This is a genomic window from Paenibacillus sp. sgz302164, from assembly GCF_056120505.1.
Genome location: NZ_JBVYOL010000003.1, coordinates 213,327 through 231,523 on the forward strand (window position 1 = coordinate 213,327; position 18,197 = coordinate 231,523).

General features: G+C 53.5%; 18 protein-coding genes and 1 other annotated feature. Of the genes, 1 reads left to right on the plus strand and 17 read right to left on the minus strand.

Annotated features, from left to right (window positions below; translation table 11 throughout):
- Positions 1-6: 6 nt before the first annotated feature.
- The 14 genes from rplU to AC0LWT_RS06620 all read right to left on the minus strand — a co-directional run bounded on the left by rplU (position 7) and on the right by AC0LWT_RS06620 (position 11,291).
- Complete coding sequence (gene rplU / locus AC0LWT_RS06555) at positions 7-318, minus strand: 50S ribosomal protein L21 (RefSeq protein WP_474680423.1); 312 nt, start codon at positions 316-318, stop codon at positions 7-9.
- A 13-nt stretch (positions 319-331) separates the two neighbouring features.
- Positions 332-420: a sequence feature (ribosomal protein L21 leader region), on the minus strand.
- A 55-nt stretch (positions 421-475) separates the two neighbouring features.
- Positions 476-1,639 (minus strand): Rne/Rng family ribonuclease, encoded by a 1,164-nt coding sequence (locus tag AC0LWT_RS06560; protein WP_474680424.1) that lies wholly within the window; start codon positions 1,637-1,639, stop codon positions 476-478.
- A 21-nt stretch (positions 1,640-1,660) separates the two neighbouring features.
- Complete coding sequence (locus AC0LWT_RS06565; protein WP_474680425.1) at positions 1,661-2,536, minus strand: M50 family metallopeptidase; 876 nt, start codon at positions 2,534-2,536, stop codon at positions 1,661-1,663.
- Entirely contained in the window at positions 2,529-3,413 is an 885-nt protein-coding gene (locus AC0LWT_RS06570) for a peptidoglycan DD-metalloendopeptidase family protein (RefSeq protein ID WP_474680426.1), read from the minus strand. Before AC0LWT_RS06570 ends, AC0LWT_RS06565 begins: the two co-directional genes overlap by 8 nt.
- A 203-nt stretch (positions 3,414-3,616) precedes the next feature.
- Complete coding sequence (locus tag AC0LWT_RS06575; RefSeq protein ID WP_474680427.1) at positions 3,617-4,759, minus strand: FtsW/RodA/SpoVE family cell cycle protein; 1,143 nt, start codon at positions 4,757-4,759, stop codon at positions 3,617-3,619.
- A 6-nt stretch (positions 4,760-4,765) separates the two neighbouring features.
- Positions 4,766-5,560, minus strand: coding sequence for a septum site-determining protein MinD (gene minD, locus AC0LWT_RS06580; protein WP_474680428.1), 795 nt, complete (start codon positions 5,558-5,560; stop codon positions 4,766-4,768).
- A 40-nt stretch (positions 5,561-5,600) separates the two neighbouring features.
- Positions 5,601-6,260, minus strand: coding sequence for a septum site-determining protein MinC (minC, locus tag AC0LWT_RS06585; protein WP_474680429.1), 660 nt, complete (start codon positions 6,258-6,260; stop codon positions 5,601-5,603).
- Positions 6,261-6,332: 72 nt separating this feature from the next.
- On the minus strand, positions 6,333-6,863 hold the full coding sequence (gene mreD / locus AC0LWT_RS06590; RefSeq protein ID WP_474680430.1) for a rod shape-determining protein MreD: 531 nt from the start codon (positions 6,861-6,863) through the stop codon (positions 6,333-6,335).
- A gap of 12 nt (positions 6,864-6,875) precedes the next feature.
- Positions 6,876-7,745, minus strand: a complete 870-nt coding sequence (mreC, locus tag AC0LWT_RS06595) for a rod shape-determining protein MreC (protein WP_474680431.1) — start codon at positions 7,743-7,745, stop codon at positions 6,876-6,878.
- Between the two features lie 35 nt (positions 7,746-7,780).
- The gene (locus tag AC0LWT_RS06600; RefSeq protein ID WP_474680432.1) at positions 7,781-8,815 is read right to left on the minus strand and encodes a rod shape-determining protein; all 1,035 of its coding nucleotides are present in this window, start codon (positions 8,813-8,815) and stop codon (positions 7,781-7,783) included.
- Between the two features lie 52 nt (positions 8,816-8,867).
- On the minus strand, positions 8,868-9,557 hold the full coding sequence (radC, locus tag AC0LWT_RS06605) for a RadC family protein (protein ID WP_474680433.1): 690 nt from the start codon (positions 9,555-9,557) through the stop codon (positions 8,868-8,870).
- Between the two features lie 175 nt (positions 9,558-9,732).
- Positions 9,733-10,185, minus strand: coding sequence for an RrF2 family transcriptional regulator (locus AC0LWT_RS06610; protein WP_474680434.1), 453 nt, complete (start codon positions 10,183-10,185; stop codon positions 9,733-9,735).
- Positions 10,186-10,271: 86 nt separating this feature from the next.
- Positions 10,272-10,874 (minus strand): Maf family protein, encoded by a 603-nt coding sequence (locus AC0LWT_RS06615; protein ID WP_474680435.1) that lies wholly within the window; start codon positions 10,872-10,874, stop codon positions 10,272-10,274.
- A gap of 174 nt (positions 10,875-11,048) precedes the next feature.
- Positions 11,049-11,291, minus strand: coding sequence for a DUF4321 domain-containing protein (locus tag AC0LWT_RS06620; RefSeq protein ID WP_474680436.1), 243 nt, complete (start codon positions 11,289-11,291; stop codon positions 11,049-11,051).
- A gap of 148 nt (positions 11,292-11,439) precedes the next feature.
- Between AC0LWT_RS06620 and AC0LWT_RS06625 the strand changes: the two genes are divergently transcribed.
- The gene (locus AC0LWT_RS06625; protein ID WP_474680437.1) at positions 11,440-12,723 is read left to right on the plus strand and encodes an N-acetylmuramoyl-L-alanine amidase; all 1,284 of its coding nucleotides are present in this window, start codon (positions 11,440-11,442) and stop codon (positions 12,721-12,723) included.
- Positions 12,724-12,887: 164 nt separating this feature from the next.
- Here AC0LWT_RS06625 and AC0LWT_RS06630 read toward each other — a convergent pair whose 3' ends face one another.
- From AC0LWT_RS06630 to AC0LWT_RS06640, 3 genes are all read right to left on the minus strand, one after another.
- The gene (locus AC0LWT_RS06630; RefSeq protein WP_474680438.1) at positions 12,888-14,240 is read right to left on the minus strand and encodes a hypothetical protein; all 1,353 of its coding nucleotides are present in this window, start codon (positions 14,238-14,240) and stop codon (positions 12,888-12,890) included.
- A gap of 1,130 nt (positions 14,241-15,370) precedes the next feature.
- On the minus strand, positions 15,371-16,759 hold the full coding sequence (murC, locus tag AC0LWT_RS06635) for a UDP-N-acetylmuramate--L-alanine ligase (protein WP_474680439.1): 1,389 nt from the start codon (positions 16,757-16,759) through the stop codon (positions 15,371-15,373).
- 7 nt (positions 16,760-16,766) lie between these two features.
- Positions 16,767-18,152 carry a bifunctional folylpolyglutamate synthase/dihydrofolate synthase gene (locus AC0LWT_RS06640; RefSeq protein ID WP_474680440.1) on the minus strand — a complete coding sequence of 462 codons (1,386 nt, stop codon included), beginning with the start codon at positions 18,150-18,152 and terminating at the stop codon, positions 16,767-16,769.
- Positions 18,153-18,197 lie beyond the last annotated feature (45 nt).

The window sequence follows — 18,197 nt, forward strand, 5'->3', positions numbered from 1 at the left end:
AGCCTCTTAAGCTTGAATTTTCTCAACAACCACTTTCGTGTACGGTTGACGATGGCCTTGTTTTTTATGGTAGTTCTTTTTCGGTTTGTATTTATACACGATGATTTTTGCGCCTTTGCCGTGTTTTTCCACTTTCGCGGATACTGCAGCTCCGGAAACCAATGGTGCACCTACAACCAGACCGTCTTCTTTGGATACCGCAAGGACACGGTCAAAAGAAACCACTTCACCTTCAGCCGCGTTCAATTTCTCGATGTAAAGCACATCGCCTTCTTGAACTTTGTACTGTTTGCCGCCTGTTTCAATAATTGCGTACATTTCACTTTACCTCCTCATGTCTCAGACTCGCCTTGTCCAGGTGACGGAAAAGCAGCTGCCTTTCATCGTGCTTCGACCCGACTCGAGCGGTTACAGCATGCCCTAAAACAACACACTTTGAACATTATAGCACATGTGCAGCTCATCGTGCAACGAATTATTTGCGCTTCCGGGTCATTTCCAGCAAACCCAGCTTCGTCCATCCGACGATAACGGTTTTGGAACGGTCCTTGCGCACTTCCTGCGTCATAATGTCCATCACCGCCATGCGGTTGACTTCCGAATTCATATCGATAAAATCTACGATAATAATGCCGCGAATGTTGCGCAGCCGGAGCAATCGGGGAATTTCGCTCGCAGCTTCCCGGTTGATATCGAATACCGTCTGCTCCAAATTGACCGATCCGGTGTAGCGTCCCGTGTTGACGTCGACGACCGTCAAAGCCTCCGTCTGATCGATGACGAGGTATCCGCCGCTCGGCAGCCAGATTTTGCGCCGGAACCCGCGGTTCAGCTCCTCGGTCACGCCAAACTGGTCGAACAAGGGGACCTTTCTGTCATAAAAGGCTACGCGCCCCCGCCATGCGGAATTTTGCCTGCGAAGCAGCTGCTTCATTTCTTCATACGTTTTGTGCTCGTTAATCCACACTTCCTTGACATCGTCGCCTATCACGTCCCGGGCAAGCCGAGGCAGCAGGTCCAGATCCTGGTAAAGCTGCGCGGGAGCGTGGACCTCTCCGGCCTTGGCGGAGACGGCGTTCCATAGATCCCGGAGATTTTGCAGATCGCCGCGGATGTCCTCTTCGCTTTGGCCGACGGCTCCGGTGCGGACTATGACGCCCTCGCCGGGGATCAGCATCCCTTCGGCAAGCTGTTTCAGGCGCTGGCGTTCCGCGTCCGTGTCGATTTTGCGGGAAATGGCAATATAATCGGCATCGGGCATATACACGATCCATCGTCCGGGAATCGAGATATGGGTCGTCACTCTGGCCCCTTTGGTCCCCTGTGGATCTTTCGTCACTTGCACCATGAAGGTTTGTCCGGCGGTTGCGAGTTCGGTAATGGAAGGCTTCGTTTTGGGCTGTTTGTCCAAGTGGACGGGGAGCAGATCATCTATATACAAGAATGCGTTCTTCGACAGACCGATATCTACAAATGCAGCCTGCATGCCTGGAAGCACATTGACGATGCGGCCCATATAAATGCTGCCCGCCCTTTGGGAGTCAAGCGGATACTGCGTGTCGTACTCTGCCAGACGGCCTTCTTCCAGCAATGCCGCTTGGGTGAGTTCGGGTGCGCAATGGATAATGAGCTGCTTCATGCTTTCACCTCAACAGTTATTTTACATGAAAAGCTCGGAAACTGCACTCCCCGGTTTTTTGCCGTCCAAATAACTGTTCACAAGCTGCTGTTCAGGCAGCACCGCCTGGATGCGCCCTTTTTCATTGATGACATAGATCAAATGGTATTTTTCCCGCATAAACAATTTCAGCGTATCCGCCATCGTTCTTTGCCGCGTCACGACGATCGGCTGTGCCAACGTCCCCTTGTTCAGCAGCAACCCGATGCGGCTGCCCCGCCCCACCAGAAACCGGATAAAATGGTACGGAAGCCGGCGGTACGACATCCAGTTCGAGACCAGCAAAAAAATGCCGATGACGAGCAAATTCAGATGCAATTGCCCGTGTACAAGCTGAGCCGCGGATACGCCGATAATCCCCAGGCTGAGCACGATGCTGATCCATGTGGAATAAAGGATCGTATTGTGGTAGGACATGATGTAACCGAGCATGCACTGCATCACCTTCCCGCCGTCCAGGGGCAGCACAGGCAGCAGATTAAACAAGCCGATCATCAGATTCGCCTCTATAAAATAATTCCACCAGACGGCGGAACCGATTCCGAAACTTTTGAACAGCAGCGCCAGCAAAATCATCCACACATGCTGCAAGGGGCCTGCCAATGCGACAATAAGCTCCTCTCGGGCAGGAGGCGTGCCGAGCTCGTCCACGATAACCACTCCGCCAAAGGGCAGCAGCTGCACCTCCTTAACGCGCCAGCCAAAGCCGCTCGCAGCCGCCAAATGACCGAGTTCGTGGATCAGAACGATGCCGAACAAAGTAAGGGCCTCCAGCAAAAATCCGGTAACTGCCGAGGAGAGCAATACGAGCGTAAACAACGGATGAAAGCGGTATGTGATACCGGCAAATTTAATCAAACGAAATCACATCCGCCGGATTGACAGGATGCCCGTCCTTCGTAAGGGCGAAATATAACGTTCCCTTGGACGGATCCGCCTTCGATGTTTTGCCAACCGCCTCACCGCCCTTGACCCAGTCATTGACCTCGACGTGAGCCTCGCCGATGGAGCCGTAGAGCGATTGCAGCCCCCCGGGATGGCGGATGATGATCGTGAGGCCCGTATCTTCTTTGACCCCGGCAAATATGATTTGTCCGGTGTCGAGCGCATATACGGGAGCGGCATCCTGCGTACGGAGCGTTACCCCCAGACGGGTAGTGCCGTCGTACGGAGCAACTATGCTCCCGCGGGCCGGCGCAAACAGCGTCCGCTTCGACGCGTTGACTTTGACCGCCTCTTCCTGGGCGCTGCCGCGGAAGCTTGGAATGAACGAAGGATAGCCGCCCAAACGCTCTTCATACCAGGCCGACAGCGCGGCAAAATCATACGACTCCGTCAGCGATGCAGTGACGAACTGCCTCCCTTGCGCCGCCCATGGCTGCTGCAGTTGAAACATGCCCCATATCGCGGCAAAAATGATCCCGCTTACGATCAGCTTCACCGCAATGGAGCGGCTGGAAGGCGGAGCAAACAGGCCGCTGTCTTCCTCTGCGTAATCCCTGCCGCTCAAGGCGGGGTCCATTTTGAATTTGTGCCTCCATGCGTACTCCGGATCCTCCATCCGCCGCTTCCATTCCGGGTCCGGATAAGGCGGAGGCTCCGGGTTAGGGCGCTGCGGCCCGCCGGTGCGCGATGGCTGCATCCTGTGTTCCCGGCCGTAGTTCGCCTCCGTCGTTTCCTGCAAGCTGCGAAGCCGCTGCTGGCGGCGCTGCTTCACTTTATTTTTGACTTCCATGGAAGTACCCCTTTCCTATTCGAAAGCTTGCCATAGGAGTCTGGCGGGCGGAGCTGCTTTTGTGCATACCCGCTACGGAATTGTCCCGTCAGACTCCTTAGTACAACCTATGAACAGAGGAACGGGATTATGAGGCCGCGCAAAAGAAAAAGCCCTTCAGTTCCCTAGTAGGGGAGCGTTCAGGCTTTATCGAGGGCTTTATGTTAAAACAATTCCGGTTCCCGGTCCTGATGCAGCTTGACGCTCATCACCATGCCGAGTGAAAGCATGTTGATCACCAGCGATGTCCCGCCATAGCTTATAAAAGGAAGCGTGATACCGGTTAACGGCATGATGCCAATCATCATCCCGACATTTTCGAATATTTGGAAAACGAACATGGATACTACGCCGACAACGATGTAGGCTCCGCTCCGGTTCGTGCTTTGAATGGAAATGAGAATCATCCGGTAAATCAGCAAAAAGTACAGCAGCAGCAGCATGGCCGCGCCCCGGAAGCCGAACTCCTCGCCGACGACAACAAAGATCGAATCCGAATAGGCGAAAGGAATAAAGTTGCTGTGCACCGAGCTTCCCAGCATATAGCCCTCCCCCGTCATGCCGCCGGAACCGATCGCTCTGATCGCATTGCGCACCTGGTAGCTGTTGTCTTGGGTTACTTCGGTCGGATACAAGTACGTGTCGATCCGGTTCATCCAGTGGCTGAAATGAAATTGTTCCAAGAGCGTGTAAAGCTTATCGTGATAATGGGTGTACAAAGTAAACAGCAGAAATCCCATGCCAACGATAATGGCGAGACCGATCAGCACATGCGTATATTTAATATTACCGATCCACAGCATGCCGGTCAAAATAATGACGAAAATAATTGCATTCCCCAGATCGGGTTGAATCAAAACGAGGACGAAAGGCAAAAAAACGAGAAATCCGACCGGGATCACATCTCTTTTTATTTCAAGAGCGTCCCCGCCGCGTCTGGCCAACAGCGCAGTAACGGCAATAATCAGAATCAGCTTGACGAGCTCGGCAGGCTGAAAAGTCATATTGCCAGGCAGCTTGAACCAGCCCTTGGCGCCATTGATTTCGATGCCGAAAAAGTATACGAGAATGAGCGAAAACACGCCGATGCCGTACAAATACGGCGCTATTCTAACGAGCACGCGGTAATCGAACAGGCTGATGGCCAAAAACGAAAGCAAGCCTACGGCATACAAGCCAAGAATTTTGGGAATGCCGATTGAAATTTTATCGTTCGAGGCGCTGTATATTAACATCGTGCTCATAACCATGAACACGAGCAATATTAAAACAATCCAAATATCAAATTTTTTCAGTTTGGCAAGCAAGGAGGATCATCCTATCCCGATAAACTTTTTCATTCGCTTCAGGAACCCTGTCTTGTCGTCAAGCGGCATCAGCGGAACGGTATCTCCCAGAATGCGTCTGGCAATATTGCGGTAAGCGATCGCTGCGCGCGATGTCGGATTCATGACAGTAGGTTCACCGGAGTTGGCGGCTTTGATCACATGCTCGTCGTCGGGCACGATGCCGAGCAGATCGATCGCCAGCACCGAGCATATTTCGTCGATATCCAGCATTTCGCCTTTTTTCACCATGTTCGGGCGGATGCGGTTAATGACCAGCTTGGGCGACGAAATCTTTTCGTTCTCCAGCAGCCCGATAATGCGGTCTGCGTCGCGGACGGCGGCATTTTCAGGCGTCGTTACGACGATAGCTTTATCCGCTCCGGCTACCGCGTTTTTGAAGCCTTGCTCAATGCCTGCGGGACAATCGATAATGACAAAATCGAAATCTTTCTTCAGGTCCAGAACGATGGCCTTGACGTCCTCCGGCGATACGGCATGCTTGTCTTTGGTCTGAGCGGCGGGCAGCAAATACAGCTCATCGAACCGCTTGTCCTTGATCAGCGCCTGCGGCAGCCGGCATCGGCCTTCCACAACGTCGACCAGATCGTAAATAATCCGGTTCTCCAGCCCCATCACTACGTCCAGATTGCGAAGCCCGATATCGGTGTCGACCATGCAAACTTTTTTGCCTTGAAGCGCCAGCGCCGTGCCCAAATTAGCCGAAGTCGTCGTTTTGCCGACGCCGCCTTTCCCCGAAGTGACTACGATTGCCTCTCCCATATATTCTCACTCCCACAATCAATTTTCCGCGTAAAAGTTGTTACCCTGAAATCAGATCCGGCCATACCCGATGAATTTGGTGCAGCTTATCGATTTCCATCTTGCCGTCCTTGATGTAGGCAAATTCCATAAAAGCTTCCTCGATTCCCCATTCGTCGGGCGGACGGCTAATAATGCCGGCGATTCTGAGCTGTGTCGGGCGCATGTGGGAAGCGGCGATGATCGCTTTTTCGTTTCCATCCACGCCGGCATGCGCCATTCCGCGGAGGGAACCCATAATGTAAATATTTCCTGTGCACACAATCGTTCCGCCAGGATTGACATCCCCGAGAAAGAGCAAATTGCCGTCGTGCTCGAGGATTTGACCGGAACGGACCATGCCGTTTAACATTTTGATCGAAGCTGCCGGCGGTTCCGTTTCCTGCTGGATCGGCAGATCGCTATCTATCGATTGGATAAGCAAATTTCCTTTTTGCCGTATAATCGAACGAATTTCATCTTTTTGTTCTTCCGTCGTTTCGCGATTTCCCAATTTGACATGTACGTGAATGATCGGACCCGTCAATATTTGCTGGTGAGTCTTTTCCAGCTTGTGCTGGAGCTCCTTGAGCAGGACCTCCCATTCGCAAGCATCGCTTAGCAGAAAAACAAGGCCGTCTTTGACCCCTTTTATCGTCACATGATGTTTGATTGCAGTCATAAGCGCGTTCCGACCCCCCAACCTATACATTTCGGTTCGCGTTCTGGAATTTCCTGCCTCACCGTGACATTATTAATCATCTGTCCCGCTCGGCGGAGCAATCATGGATTCCAGCAGCTTGCGCATAGGGACATAGAAAATCAGGGCTAACAGCAAATTAAACAGGACGCTGGGGAGCATATAGTGGGTAAGGGCGAACTCGAAATCGATGTCGGCCAATTTGAACAACCGGTTGATTCCGTAGTTGATCAATTCGAAGAGAAGCAGACCTACTCCCGTAATAAGCAAATTGTAAAAAATCAGATTGGGCTGCCTTCTCTGGACGAGACCTACCAGGTAAGCGGTCAGGCCCATCCCGAAGGAATAAATGCCCAGCATCGAAACGTAATAATTGAAGTCCTGCAAAAGACCGAACACTAATCCGTAAACCAGCGCGGAGTGGCGATGATGGAAAAGTCCGATAAACATAACGAACACTAGAGTAAGATGAGGCGCCACAAATACTTGTCCCTGCCACGATGAAGGGATCAGCAGCGGTACGATGGAGCCCTGGAGAATGAACAAGCCGAATAGTACGATCCAAAGCAAGTGCCGCGTAAACATGCTGCCTCCCCCTTACTTCACTTCGGGAACTTCGACGACAAACACTTCGCGGATATGGCTGAATGAAGCTTTCGGCTTCACCATAACTTTCTGTGTAATCCCGAATTCCCCGGGCCCGATAGAAGCGATCGTACCTACTTCAATCCCTTTGGGAAATACTTGCCCGAGCCCTGAAGTCATGACCGTATCGCCGACTTTGATCTGATCGCCCTGATCGACCTTGTTCATAACCAGTTCGTCCGTTTTGTTGTCGTAAGACTCGATCATGCCGAAAACTTCATCGTTACCCTTAATCGTAACGGCGATCGCCTTGGAGTTATTGTCCGTATCGCTAATCTCTTTCAATAGCTGCACATTGGAATGAAAGCCGAACACTTTGCTGACTCTGCCGACGAGACCGTCTACCGTCATAACGGCCATATTCTCCTTGATGCCGTCCGAATCTCCCAGATTAATCGTAGTCGCGCTGTTGTAGGGATCCGTAGAGGCCGTGACGACCTCGGCAATGCGGTAAGTGTAATTGTTGGATTGGCGCTGACGCTCCGTAAAGCCGAGAGCTTCCATCAGCTCCTTATTTTTCGTTTCCAACTCGTTAAGACGCTGCGTATCCCGCGCATATTGGGTCAACGTCAGCTTGAGCGTCTTGTTTTCCTCGTAAATGATTCGCAGCTGGCGAATGTCCTCAAAGAAACCCGCTATAGCGGCAGCGGGCTTGTAGAAGAGACCTTGCGTCCATGAAACCGAATCTTTGACGAACTTTTCCGGCCACGTCATGGGCGCCCGGTTGCCGAGCGTAAGTCCCATCAAAATAAAAAAGCAGATCAGGCCGAACATCAGGAAGATCAGCCTCTTGTTCCCCATAAATTTAAACAATTCGAACACCTTCTAGGCTTTTTAACGGATGCTTTCCGCTTGTTTTATTTTCTGTACTTGGAGGTCGGCCCTGACCTTGTTTTAAACAAATGAATATTTTCGAGTGCCCGGCCTGTACCGATAGCTACGCAATCAAGCGGATTTTCCGCGACGAGCACCGGCATGCCTGTCTCTCTGGCGAGCAGACGGTCAAGATTGCGCAGCAAGCCGCCGCCGCCCGTGAGCACAATGCCGCGGTCCATAATATCGGCCGACAGCTCCGGCGGGCATTTTTCAAGCGTTACCTTGACGGCGTCGACGATCGCCCCCACCGTGTCCTGAAGCGCATCCGTAATCTCGTCGGAGGAAACGCTGAGCGTCTTCGGCAGTCCCGATACAAGATCGCGGCCGCGGATTTCGATCGATTCCGGCTGTTCCATCTGCAGCGCCGAGCCGATTTCCATCTTCAGCAGCTCCGACGTGCGCTCCCCGATCATCAAATTATAAGTCCGCTTAATATATTGGATGATGGCATCGTCCATTTCATCGCCGGCAATGCGGATCGAACGGCTCGTCACGATGCCGCCGAGCGAGATTACCGCCACCTCCGTCGTTCCTCCGCCGATGTCGACAACCATGCTGCCCGTCGGTTCCCATACCGGCAGGTCCGCCCCGATCGCCGCAGCGAAAGGCTCCTCGATCGTGTAAGCGTCCCGCGCCCCGGCCTGCTTGGTCGCATCCTCAACGGCCCGCTTCTCAACGGCCGTAATGCCCGAAGGCACGCACACCATCACGTTCGGATGGCGCTGGAAAAGCCAGCGCTGCTTCTGCGCCTGCCTCAGAAAGTAGCGGATCATCGTCGAAGTCGTATCGAAATCGGCGATGACGCCGTCTTTCATCGGACGGATCGCACGGATGTTCCCCGGCGTGCGGCCGATCATTTTTTTCGCTGCGTCTCCGACAGCTTCTATCGTTTTTGTATCCGTACGCAAGGCCACCACGGAAGGCTCCCTCACGATAATTCCTCTGCCTTTTACATAAACCAAAGTATTCGCCGTGCCTAAATCAATCCCCAAATCTTTTGTAAAACCACCGAACATGGTTGTTACTCCTTTCCTGTTGTGTCTGACAATGAGCATAATTATTATTATATTACATATAGCCTTCTTCCTTCAAACTTACGAATCTTTGGTCTCCGATAATGATATGATCGAGCACTTCGATGCCGATAATCGAGCCGGCCTCCATAAGCCGCTGCGTAATCCCGATATCTTCCGGGCTCGGCGTCGGATCCCCGCTCGGATGGTTATGTACGCAAACAATCGATGCGCAGCCGCGCTTGATCGCGGCGCGAAACACTTCGCGCGGATGCACGATGGAAGCGTTGAGGCTGCCCATAGACAACGTCTCCTGGGCGATCACATGGTTCTTCGTGTTGAGAAACAAGCAAACAAAATGCTCTTTTTGCAAGTAGCGCAGCTCTTCGCTGAGCAAATCGGCGACATCCTTCGGTGAGCGGATCGTCACGGTATCGGACAGCTTGCTTCGGGCCAGCCTGCGGCCAAGCTCAATACCTGCCTGAATTTGCAGCGCCTTCGCGTCGCCGATTCCTTTGATCTGCGTCAGCTGCTCCCTGCTCATATCCACCAGGCTGCGCAGCCCGCCGCACTCGCTCAAAATCCGCTGCGCGAGCCCGACGGCCGACTCCGAGTATGTGCCCGTTCTCAGCAAAATCGCCAGCAGCTCCGCATTGCTGAGCGCCTCCGCCCCATGCTGCAGCATTCGCTCTCTGGGCCTTTCCCCCAGCGGCACTTCCCGCAAAGTCAAGTTGATTGCTCCCATGAATTCCCCTCTTCCATCTTCTAGATTATGTCACTGCGCTGCATCCCATTCATTATACCACCCTCTCAACCGCTCGACACCTTTTGATGCCAGCATAGACTTATTCGACATGTAAAGGGAATAAAAGGGCGTACGCAAAAAATAAAACCCCCGGATTGTAATAATCCGAGGGCTTCTAGGATAATTGTTGCGATTGATTCGGTTTTGAGCAATCAAATTCGTGCAAACGTTCGAGCATGCTGCCGATCGTGTGTTTTTCGAAACAAGCTTCCATCTGCTTCTCCGCATCCGCAAACACATATCCCATCAGCTTATCCATCTTGGAGGAAATCATGCAGGACTTACTCTCATCCCCCGAGCACCAGCTCGGCTTGAGCGAACCGTGGCTCGTCAGCCGGTAAATCTCACCCAGCGTGACTTCGTTCGGGTCGCGTTTCAAAATAAACCCGCCGCCGATCCCTTCCTTCGTCCCGACATATCCCGCTTTGCGGAGGCAGCCCATTACTTTGCGAATTCGAGCGGAGTGCGTGGAAACATTCGCTGCAATCTCTTCGCTGGTTGCCATACGGTCAGGCAAATGAGCCAGCAAAACGAGGCTGTGCACGGCTATCGTAAATTCGCTGTTCATGACAGCTTCCCTCCCGATACAAAATGAAGTGATGTCGTATACTGTCATTGTAACCGTTACAGATTATCCAGTCAATCCGAGATGCATCACAGCACCCGAATGTCAAAATGAGCGAGCAGATCGCTGAGCAGCGATAGCGGCAATCCGACAACGTTAAAATAGTCCCCGTCAATCGAATCGACAATCGTCGCTCCCAAGCCTTGGATCCCGTAAGAACCCGCTTTGTCTTTCGGCTCGCCTGTCGCGATGTATCTCCGGATTTGCTCGTCCGTGAGCGGCTTCATTCGCACATGCGTAACCCGATGGGCCACGGCGTGCTCGCCCGACTGCGCGTCCAGACAGGCCACTCCGCTGTACACTTCGTGAGTCGCGCCTTGCAAAGCTTTGAGCATGCGAAACGCGTCCTGCTCGTCAACGGGCTTGCCCAGAACCTCGCCCCCGAACGCCACAACCGTATCCGAACCGACGATTACGCCTTGCCGCTCCTCCGCTTGCAGCATTTCCCGCACAGTCGACGCCTTGCGCAAAGAGAGTACTTCCACCATCTTCGCGGGCGTTGTTCCGGGGTCTACGGACTCATCCGCATCGCTGACCCGAATAATATAAGGGAGTCCGAGCGTTTGGATCAGCTCCTGCCTGCGCGGCGAAGAAGACGCAAGAATGAGAGTGGGATGACTCGTTGCTTTCAAAATAAAACATCTCCTATCACAATGTATTCAGTAAAATGGCCCTGGAGTCCGGAGAGCGGAGCTGCTTTTGTGCTTGCCCGGTAAATGAATGACTGCGCATATATACCGCTCACGCCGCATGAAATTCGTCGTTTCGCATCTACATGAGTTCATCGGACAGACTCCATGCTCTTGCTACAGTTTGCGGAACAGGTAAAACCCGCCCGCCAACCCGAGTATGCTGCATAAATTTAGTTTCACCAGAAGGTGCAGCTCATATTTCACAACTTGCAAATCGGCTTTAGGCTCCCAGCTGATTGGCACCGTATTGGTCAGGAACGACAACGCCGATACCGGCGTGAGCAGTTGGCCGACAATAACTCCAGTGACCAGTCCGATGATTAAAAATATGATGAGCGTCAAGATGTTTTTTTTCATCGCCAGCATCCTCTCCGGTATGTACATGCCTATTATACTTGCAAGTTCTTCAAATGATCAACGAAAACGATGAACCCGGTGCCGTATCTTACCTTTTTACACAGAGAGCTGATCCTAGTAAGATAAGGAGTGGAGGGACTGCCGCACAATGAATTTACGTAAAAAACTCCTGGTCTTGTCTGGCTTATTATCGATTTCGTTTCCTTATCAAGCCTTCGCTTACAAAGTTGTCGTCGATCCCGGACACGGCGGATACGATTCCGGAGCCACCGGCAATGGGCTGCAGGAAAAAGCCGTGACTCTGGATATCGCCCTGAAGCTGCGTGATGAACTGCTGCGCAGCGGGTATGAAGTGGCCATGACCCGCACGGACGACCGGTACTTGTCGCTGGCCGAAAGAGTAGAGTTTACAGGCAAGCAACAAGCGGACTTGTTCGTCTCGGTTCATGCCAACTCGACCAACAGTTCGAAAGTAAACGGGTCCATGGTGCTTTACTATGACAAAGATTTCCCGCAAGATGACTATCCGGCCAGCGAGAGCATGACAGCTCTGACGCCCTACAGCAAGGATCTGGCGCAGCATGTGCTCGATTCCCTGGTTAACGCGGCGGGCACCGCCAATCTCGGTCTCGTACCGAGCGCGGTGTACGTGACTCGCATGGGGGCGATTCCCAGCATTTTGGTAGAGACCGCTTTTTTGAGCAACGCCTCTGATGCAGCGCTGTTGTCCACCGATTCCGTGCGCACTGCAATGGCCAAAGGAATCGAAAAAGGCATTGAAGCGTATGCGCCGCCTTTATTTACCGACACGCTGAACCATTGGGCAAGAGAAGCGATTTTGCGAATGAAAAATAAAGGGCTGATCGAGGGCATCGGCAACCGCTTCGAACCGCAGCGCGCGTTGACGAGAGCGGAATTTTTGACCGTGATGGACCGGGCGTTCAATTTCGGCGGCATGCAGACGGCTTGCGCCGGAAGCAGTACCGTTACAAGCGCCGTATACGGCTGCAAGCCGGCTTCCGGCGGTGCCGGTAGTGGTGGCGGGATAAGCAGCGCCGTTTATAAAGATCTGCCTGCCAAACATTGGGCTAGCCCCGTGTTTGCAAAAGCGCAAAATCTGAACCTGCTGCAAGGCTATGCGGACGGTACGATCCGGCCGGACAAGCCCATTACGCGGGGAGAAGTCGCCGTCCTTTTCCAAAGGCTGCTTCAAGCCGGTAAACCCGCAGCAGGCGGCAAAGCGGACACAAGAGTTTCCGCCTTCGCCGATGTTCCCGCTGATCTATGGAGCGCCGGTGCGATCTACTCGTTGAAAAAGCAAGGTATTATCGACGGCGTAACCGATACGGAATTCAGACCCGACCAGTCCATTTCCCGGGCCGAAATGGCCGCGATGATGGACCGTTACGTCAGCAACAAAGCAGCCAAATGAGATAAACCTCTATCGAGGTCTTTCGAAGAAGAGCGACTGCGCGCGGTGTTGCGCTGCATGACGGCGGTCGGTCGACCAACGCGCTTTAAGCACTGTAAAGAACTTTAAACGCAAAAAGGCGCCCCGCAGCCGGAAATGACCGGTTCGGGGTGCCTTTTTTTGCTTCAGGAAACCGAGACTTCCCTCAGCAGCGCTTTTTGCGCGATAATGTACTGCATCATCGACGACTGCGCCTGCCAAAGCATTGCCGTTGAAGGCGTTTTTTTGTATTCCTCCATCGATTGGACCGAGCTGTTCAGCGCAGTCGTCATCTTTTGTACGATGGCTTTGACTTGGTCGTCAAGACCTTCGTTCATCGAGGCCGACAATGCGGTCAATGCTTGATGGCTTGTGCGGACCGCCTGCACGGACGTATCGCTTAAAGCGGTCGGCTTCGCTTCTTCCAGATGCACGACAGTCAGGCCGCTGATCATCCGGATCAGCTTGTCGCCCTCGGTAAGGAATGAAACCGCCGCTTCCGGCTTGGAGCCGCTCCAGCGAATGCCGGTCACGGCCGGGAGATCCATATTTTTAACGTACACTTCCACCTGTTTGTCCTGCGCCTGCAGCTGCTGGCTTAAGGCAAGGGCATCGTCGCGGTTCAGCGCAAATCCGGCGAAGACGGTAATCTTGTCGCTTTCGTCCAAAGCGGAAGCGAGGCCTTTCTTTTTCAAGCTGTCCTGCGCCGCTCCGGCGCTTTGTTTGGTGCTGAATACGCCGTTTTGCAAAAAGGCGTAGGATTTGGCCGGAATTTGCACGGGCGTGACGGCAATTCCCGCCGATGCCGGAACGGCCGCCGCTCCTCCGGCAGCGTTTGTCTTGGCCGCATCCGTGTTTGAAGCGGTTGCGGCGGGTTTGCTCTGCGACGCGGCCGGAGCGCTTGGGGAAGCGATGGAGGCCTGCTTGACCGGATTTTCCGCCCCCGTGTTCCCCGTATTCCCCGAGTTCGAAAACATCGAAAGCACAAAAAATCCGAAAGCCACACCCGTAACGACAGCCCCTGCAACGGACGTGGCAATCCTGATCCACGGCGCCCCTGACGACTTGGCGTACCTGGTGCCCATCTCCTGCTCGATCCACGGCTCTCTTCTTGTCCAAGAGGACCAATCGTCCGCATTTCCCGCAGGACGCTGTGAAGCTTCGCCCTCCTCGTTCAGCCGGTCCTTTTGGGATTCGCGGATCAGCCGCTCCACCCGGTCGCTCTCCGTTTCAAGCGGGCTGCCCCAGTTGCCGAGATCCGTCGTTAATGCGTTCAGAGCATGCGTTTCAAAAAAACTTTCCGCCTGCTGCCGTTCCGCTTTATCCGTGTGCGAGACGGGTTCCGCGGTTTCGGGCATGGATGAATCTATAACTTCAAACTCCTCTTCATAGAGGGGGATTACTTTTTTGTCCCTGTTTTCCTTAAGCGGCTGCGGCGTTCCGTTTTGAGCCTGCTGTTCATTTTGACCGAAGCGATATGTTATTCTTGCTTTATTCATATCCCATTCTCTCCTTGTCCCAATCTTCTGCTACTAGATTATGTTTGAGAGAATAGAAATATGATAAAAAAACGCCACAAAAAGCGAAGAATCTTAATCAAAAGCCTCCCGATTCCACAAGCAGCAGAAAAAGGAGCACGCCAAAAAAACGCGCCATCCAACACACACCGGCATTACAGCGCAAGTTGATGTGTAGGGGGTGTCGATGAACTCGCACACTTGCGCTGACGCATCTACTTGGCAACGCGCGGAAAGTCTGCAAAAAGCCCGGCTGCTGATAAACCGCACGCTTGCGCTAACGCACCTACTTGGCAACGCGCGGAAAGCCTGCAAAAAGCCTGGCTGCTGATAAACCGCACGCTTGCGCTAACGCACGGAAAGCCTGCAAAAATACATCTTTTTGCTCCCTGATGCGCTTGTCTCGACAAATTCCTGCAATTCTGCAGGTTTTTCCGCCCAAACTCCCGCTCTAGCCCATCTTGACCGAAAATTCCTGCATAATCGCAGGCTTTTTCCTAAAACGAACCGTTTCCACCGAAAAAAACTGCACTTTTGCAGGTTTTGACGTGCCGCACATCCTGCAGCCTCGCACGCCGCTTCTCTCGCTACTCCGCACGCCACTCTCTCGCCGCTCCGCACACCGCTTCTCTCGCAGCCTCGCACGTCGCTTCTCTCGCCGCGCCGCGCGCCACTCTCTCGCCGCTCCGCACGTCGCTTCTCTCGCCGCGCCGCGCGCCACTCTCTCGCCGCTCCGCACACCGCTTCTCTCGCAGCCTCGCACGTCGCTTCTCTCGCCGCTCCGCGCACCGCTCTCTCGCCGCTCCGCACACCGCTTCTCTCGCGGCCTCGCACGCCGCTTCTCTCGCCGCTCCGCGCACCGCTCTCTCGCCGCTCCGCACACCGCTTCTCTCGCAGCCTCTCACGCCGCTTCTCTCGCCGCTCCGCGCACCGCTCTCCCGCTGCTCCGCACGTCGCTTCTCTCGCCGCTCTCTCGCCGCTCTGCCAAGCCGCTCTCGCAGCCTCTCGCGCCGCTTTCTCGCTGCTTCGCGGGCTGTCAGGCTGCGCCGTCTTGTGTGGCGGCAAAACGAAAAATCGCCGCAAGCGCTGGAGCCTGCGGCGATTTCGGATGGTTATGATTTGGGTTCGTACTTGCTGCGCAGTACTTTGGCCAAGCCGTCGGCAGCTTTCCAAATGTCTCCTGCGCCCATTGTCAATACGAGGTCACCCTGGCGAACGTGGCCGATCAAATATTCGAGCACTTCATCCCTCGTCGGAATATGCTGAACGTTAGGGTTGCTGTTGCTTCGAATGAGTTCCACCAGCTTTGCGGAATCGACGCCTTCAATCCGCTTTTCGCCGGCTGGTGAGTAGATATCGGTGATAATCACCTCATCAGCATCTTCAAATGAGCGGCTGAACTGCTCGAATAAATAATAGGTTCGCGTATACCGCTGCGGCTGAAAAACGGCGACAATCCGTTTGCCGGTCGCTTTGGCCGCGCTGATCGTCGCTTGAATTTCCGTAGGATGATGCGCGTAATCGTCGATGACCAGAATGTCCTGCACTTCTCCCAGCACCTGAAATCTCCGTTTGGCGCCGCGGAATTCCTGAATCGCCTCGGCGATCTGCGGAAAGGAGAGCCCTGCTTCCAGACAAGTAATCAGCGTCGCCAGCGCGTTGTACACGTTATGCTTACCGGGAACGGACAAAGCAAGCTGGCCCAATTCCTGGCCGTGGTGATTGACTGTAAAAGTCACCTTGCGGTCTCCCAAAGTGATGTCCGAAGCGGTATAGTCGGCGTCGGAGTGGATGCCGTAGGTAATAACCTCGCTTTGAATTTGCGGGATCATTTCCCTCACAAATTTGTCGTCCTTGCAGACGACGGCTTTGCCGCCCGGTCTCACTTGACTGAGAAATTGCGCATAGGCATTTTTCAAATTTTCAAAGTCGCCGTTGTAATTTTCCAAATGGTCCGCTTCAATATTATTGACAAGCGCCAAAGTCGGGTGATACTGCAGGAAAGTGCCATCGCTTTCATCGGCTTCCGCCACGACGAACTCGCCTTTCCCCGCCTTCGCGTTGCTGCCCACATTCATAATCTCTCCGCCTATAATATAGGTCGGGTCAAGTCCAGTAGTTTCCATGACAAGCGCAATCATGGATGACGTTGTCGTCTTGCCGTGCGCGCCCGCAACGGCGATCCCTTTGCGCTCGTTCATCAGCCTTGCGAGCATTTGCGAACGATGTATGATCGGAATTTTCAGCTCTTCTGCCGCCTGCATTTCTACGTTGTCTTTGCCGAGCGCCGTAGAATAAACGACCAAATCGGCACCCGACACATTTTGCGCCTCATGACCGATGAATACTTGAGCCCCTTTGGCTTTCAGCTTTTCCGTAAGATCCTGCTCGGCCAAATCAGAACCCGATATGCGGTATCCCATTTCAAGCATGACCTTGGCAATGGCACTCATTCCGTATCCGCCGATGCCGATAAAATGTACGTGTTCAGCTTGACTCACGCCGTTCTCACCATCCTTTTTCAGAATCGGTTTGATTGGTAATCCAAGAACGAACATCGGAGATTAAATACAGCGTGCCGGATACGACCGCCAGATCATCCTGCTCGGTTCTGCTAGTCAGGGTTTTCAAAGCCCGCTTCCATTCGCGTTCCACAACGATATCCACTTTGCGGTTCATCTCGCGCAGCAGCTCTTGAGCCAGTTCCGCGAGCATGGAGGCGTCCCCTTTTTTATGAAAATCTGGTTCGGTAAGGATGAGAGTATCCACCAATGGTAGTATATGCCTCAGATAGCCTGTATGATTCTTCGTCGAAAGCATTCCGATCATAAAATGAAGCTTCTTATAGCGATATACGCCGCGCAGCGCCGCCGCCAGCGTCTCGGCTCCCTCCGGATTGTGCGCCCCGTCCAGCAAAACGCGCGGATGGCTCGAAACCATCTCCAGCCTGCCGGGCCAACGGGTTTCCTGAAGGCCTTTGTACAGATCCTCATCCTCTACGATAACTGCATAATACTGCCTTAATACTTCCAGCGTCATCAGCGCGACAGCGGCGTTCGTCAGCTGGTGGCTGCCGTTCAGCGAGACGGGAACTTCCCGCAGGCTGCGGAATGGACCTTCAAAATCGAAAGTTTGATGATCCAGTTCGCTGGTGACCGCGGTGTAGCGGAATTGCCGGTCCAGCGAGTAAAGCGTCGCTTTTTTGGCCTTGGCGGCTTGTTCAACGACACTCCATGCCTCGGGCTGCCGGACTGCTGTAATGACGGGAACGCCGGATTTAATAATTCCGGCTTTCTCCGACGCTACCAGCTCAAGCGTATCGCCCAAAATTTCCATATGATCATGACCGACATTGGTAATGATCGAAACGAGCGGCGTAACGATATTGGTGCAGTCCAGCCTTCCGCCAAGCCCCGTTTCCCAAACTACATAGTCAGGGTAGGCCACTTTGGCAAAATACAAAATCGCCAGCGCCGTCGAGATTTCAAACATAGACGGAGCCCCCAGCTCCGTCTCCCCGATTTCGTCAACAATCGGCTTCATTTCATTAACCAATTGCAGCAGTGACGCGTCGTCGATATCTGTGCCGTTCACTTGAATGCGGTTCGTGTACTTCTCCAAATACGGAGAAGTGAACGTCCCTACATCGTAACCGCATGTCCGCAGCACCGACGATAAGTATGCGCACGTCGAGCCCTTGCCGTTCGTTCCGGCGACATGAATGAACTGCAGCCTGCGTTCCGGGTGGCCGAGTTTTTCCATCATCAGCTGCATGCGGGCAAGTCCCGGTTTTATTCCCAGCTTTTCCATTCTGCCGACGATCCAATCAATCGCTTCCTTGGCTGTCCTGAATGCCGCCGAGCTTGAGTCTTTGATTTCATTCATTGATCTCATCCTCATTTACTATATGAATCACTATGTCGGAGCAACTAGGCGATA

Bases quoted from the DNA above. Each gene is read 5' to 3' on its own strand.
- rplU (WP_474680423.1), bottom strand. From the start codon at position 318: ATGTACGCAATTATTGAAACAGGCGGCAAACAGTACAAAGTTCAAGAA.
- AC0LWT_RS06560 (WP_474680424.1), bottom strand. From the start codon at position 1,639: ATGAAGCAGCTCATTATCCATTGCGCACCCGAACTCACCCAAGCGGCA.
- AC0LWT_RS06570 (WP_474680426.1), bottom strand. From the start codon at position 3,413: ATGGAAGTCAAAAATAAAGTGAAGCAGCGCCGCCAGCAGCGGCTTCGC.
- minD (WP_474680428.1), bottom strand. From the start codon at position 5,560: ATGGGAGAGGCAATCGTAGTCACTTCGGGGAAAGGCGGCGTCGGCAAA.
- minC (WP_474680429.1), bottom strand. From the start codon at position 6,260: ATGACTGCAATCAAACATCATGTGACGATAAAAGGGGTCAAAGACGGC.
- mreD (WP_474680430.1), bottom strand. From the start codon at position 6,863: ATGTTTACGCGGCACTTGCTTTGGATCGTACTATTCGGCTTGTTCATT.
- AC0LWT_RS06600 (WP_474680432.1), bottom strand. From the start codon at position 8,815: ATGTTCGGTGGTTTTACAAAAGATTTGGGGATTGATTTAGGCACGGCG.
- radC (WP_474680433.1), bottom strand. From the start codon at position 9,557: ATGGGAGCAATCAACTTGACTTTGCGGGAAGTGCCGCTGGGGGAAAGG.
- AC0LWT_RS06610 (WP_474680434.1), bottom strand. From the start codon at position 10,185: ATGAACAGCGAATTTACGATAGCCGTGCACAGCCTCGTTTTGCTGGCT.
- AC0LWT_RS06620 (WP_474680436.1), bottom strand. From the start codon at position 11,291: ATGAAAAAAAACATCTTGACGCTCATCATATTTTTAATCATCGGACTG.
- AC0LWT_RS06625 (WP_474680437.1), top strand. From the start codon at position 11,440: ATGAATTTACGTAAAAAACTCCTGGTCTTGTCTGGCTTATTATCGATT.
- AC0LWT_RS06630 (WP_474680438.1), bottom strand. From the start codon at position 14,240: ATGAATAAAGCAAGAATAACATATCGCTTCGGTCAAAATGAACAGCAG.
- AC0LWT_RS06640 (WP_474680440.1), bottom strand. From the start codon at position 18,152: ATGAGATCAATGAATGAAATCAAAGACTCAAGCTCGGCGGCATTCAGG.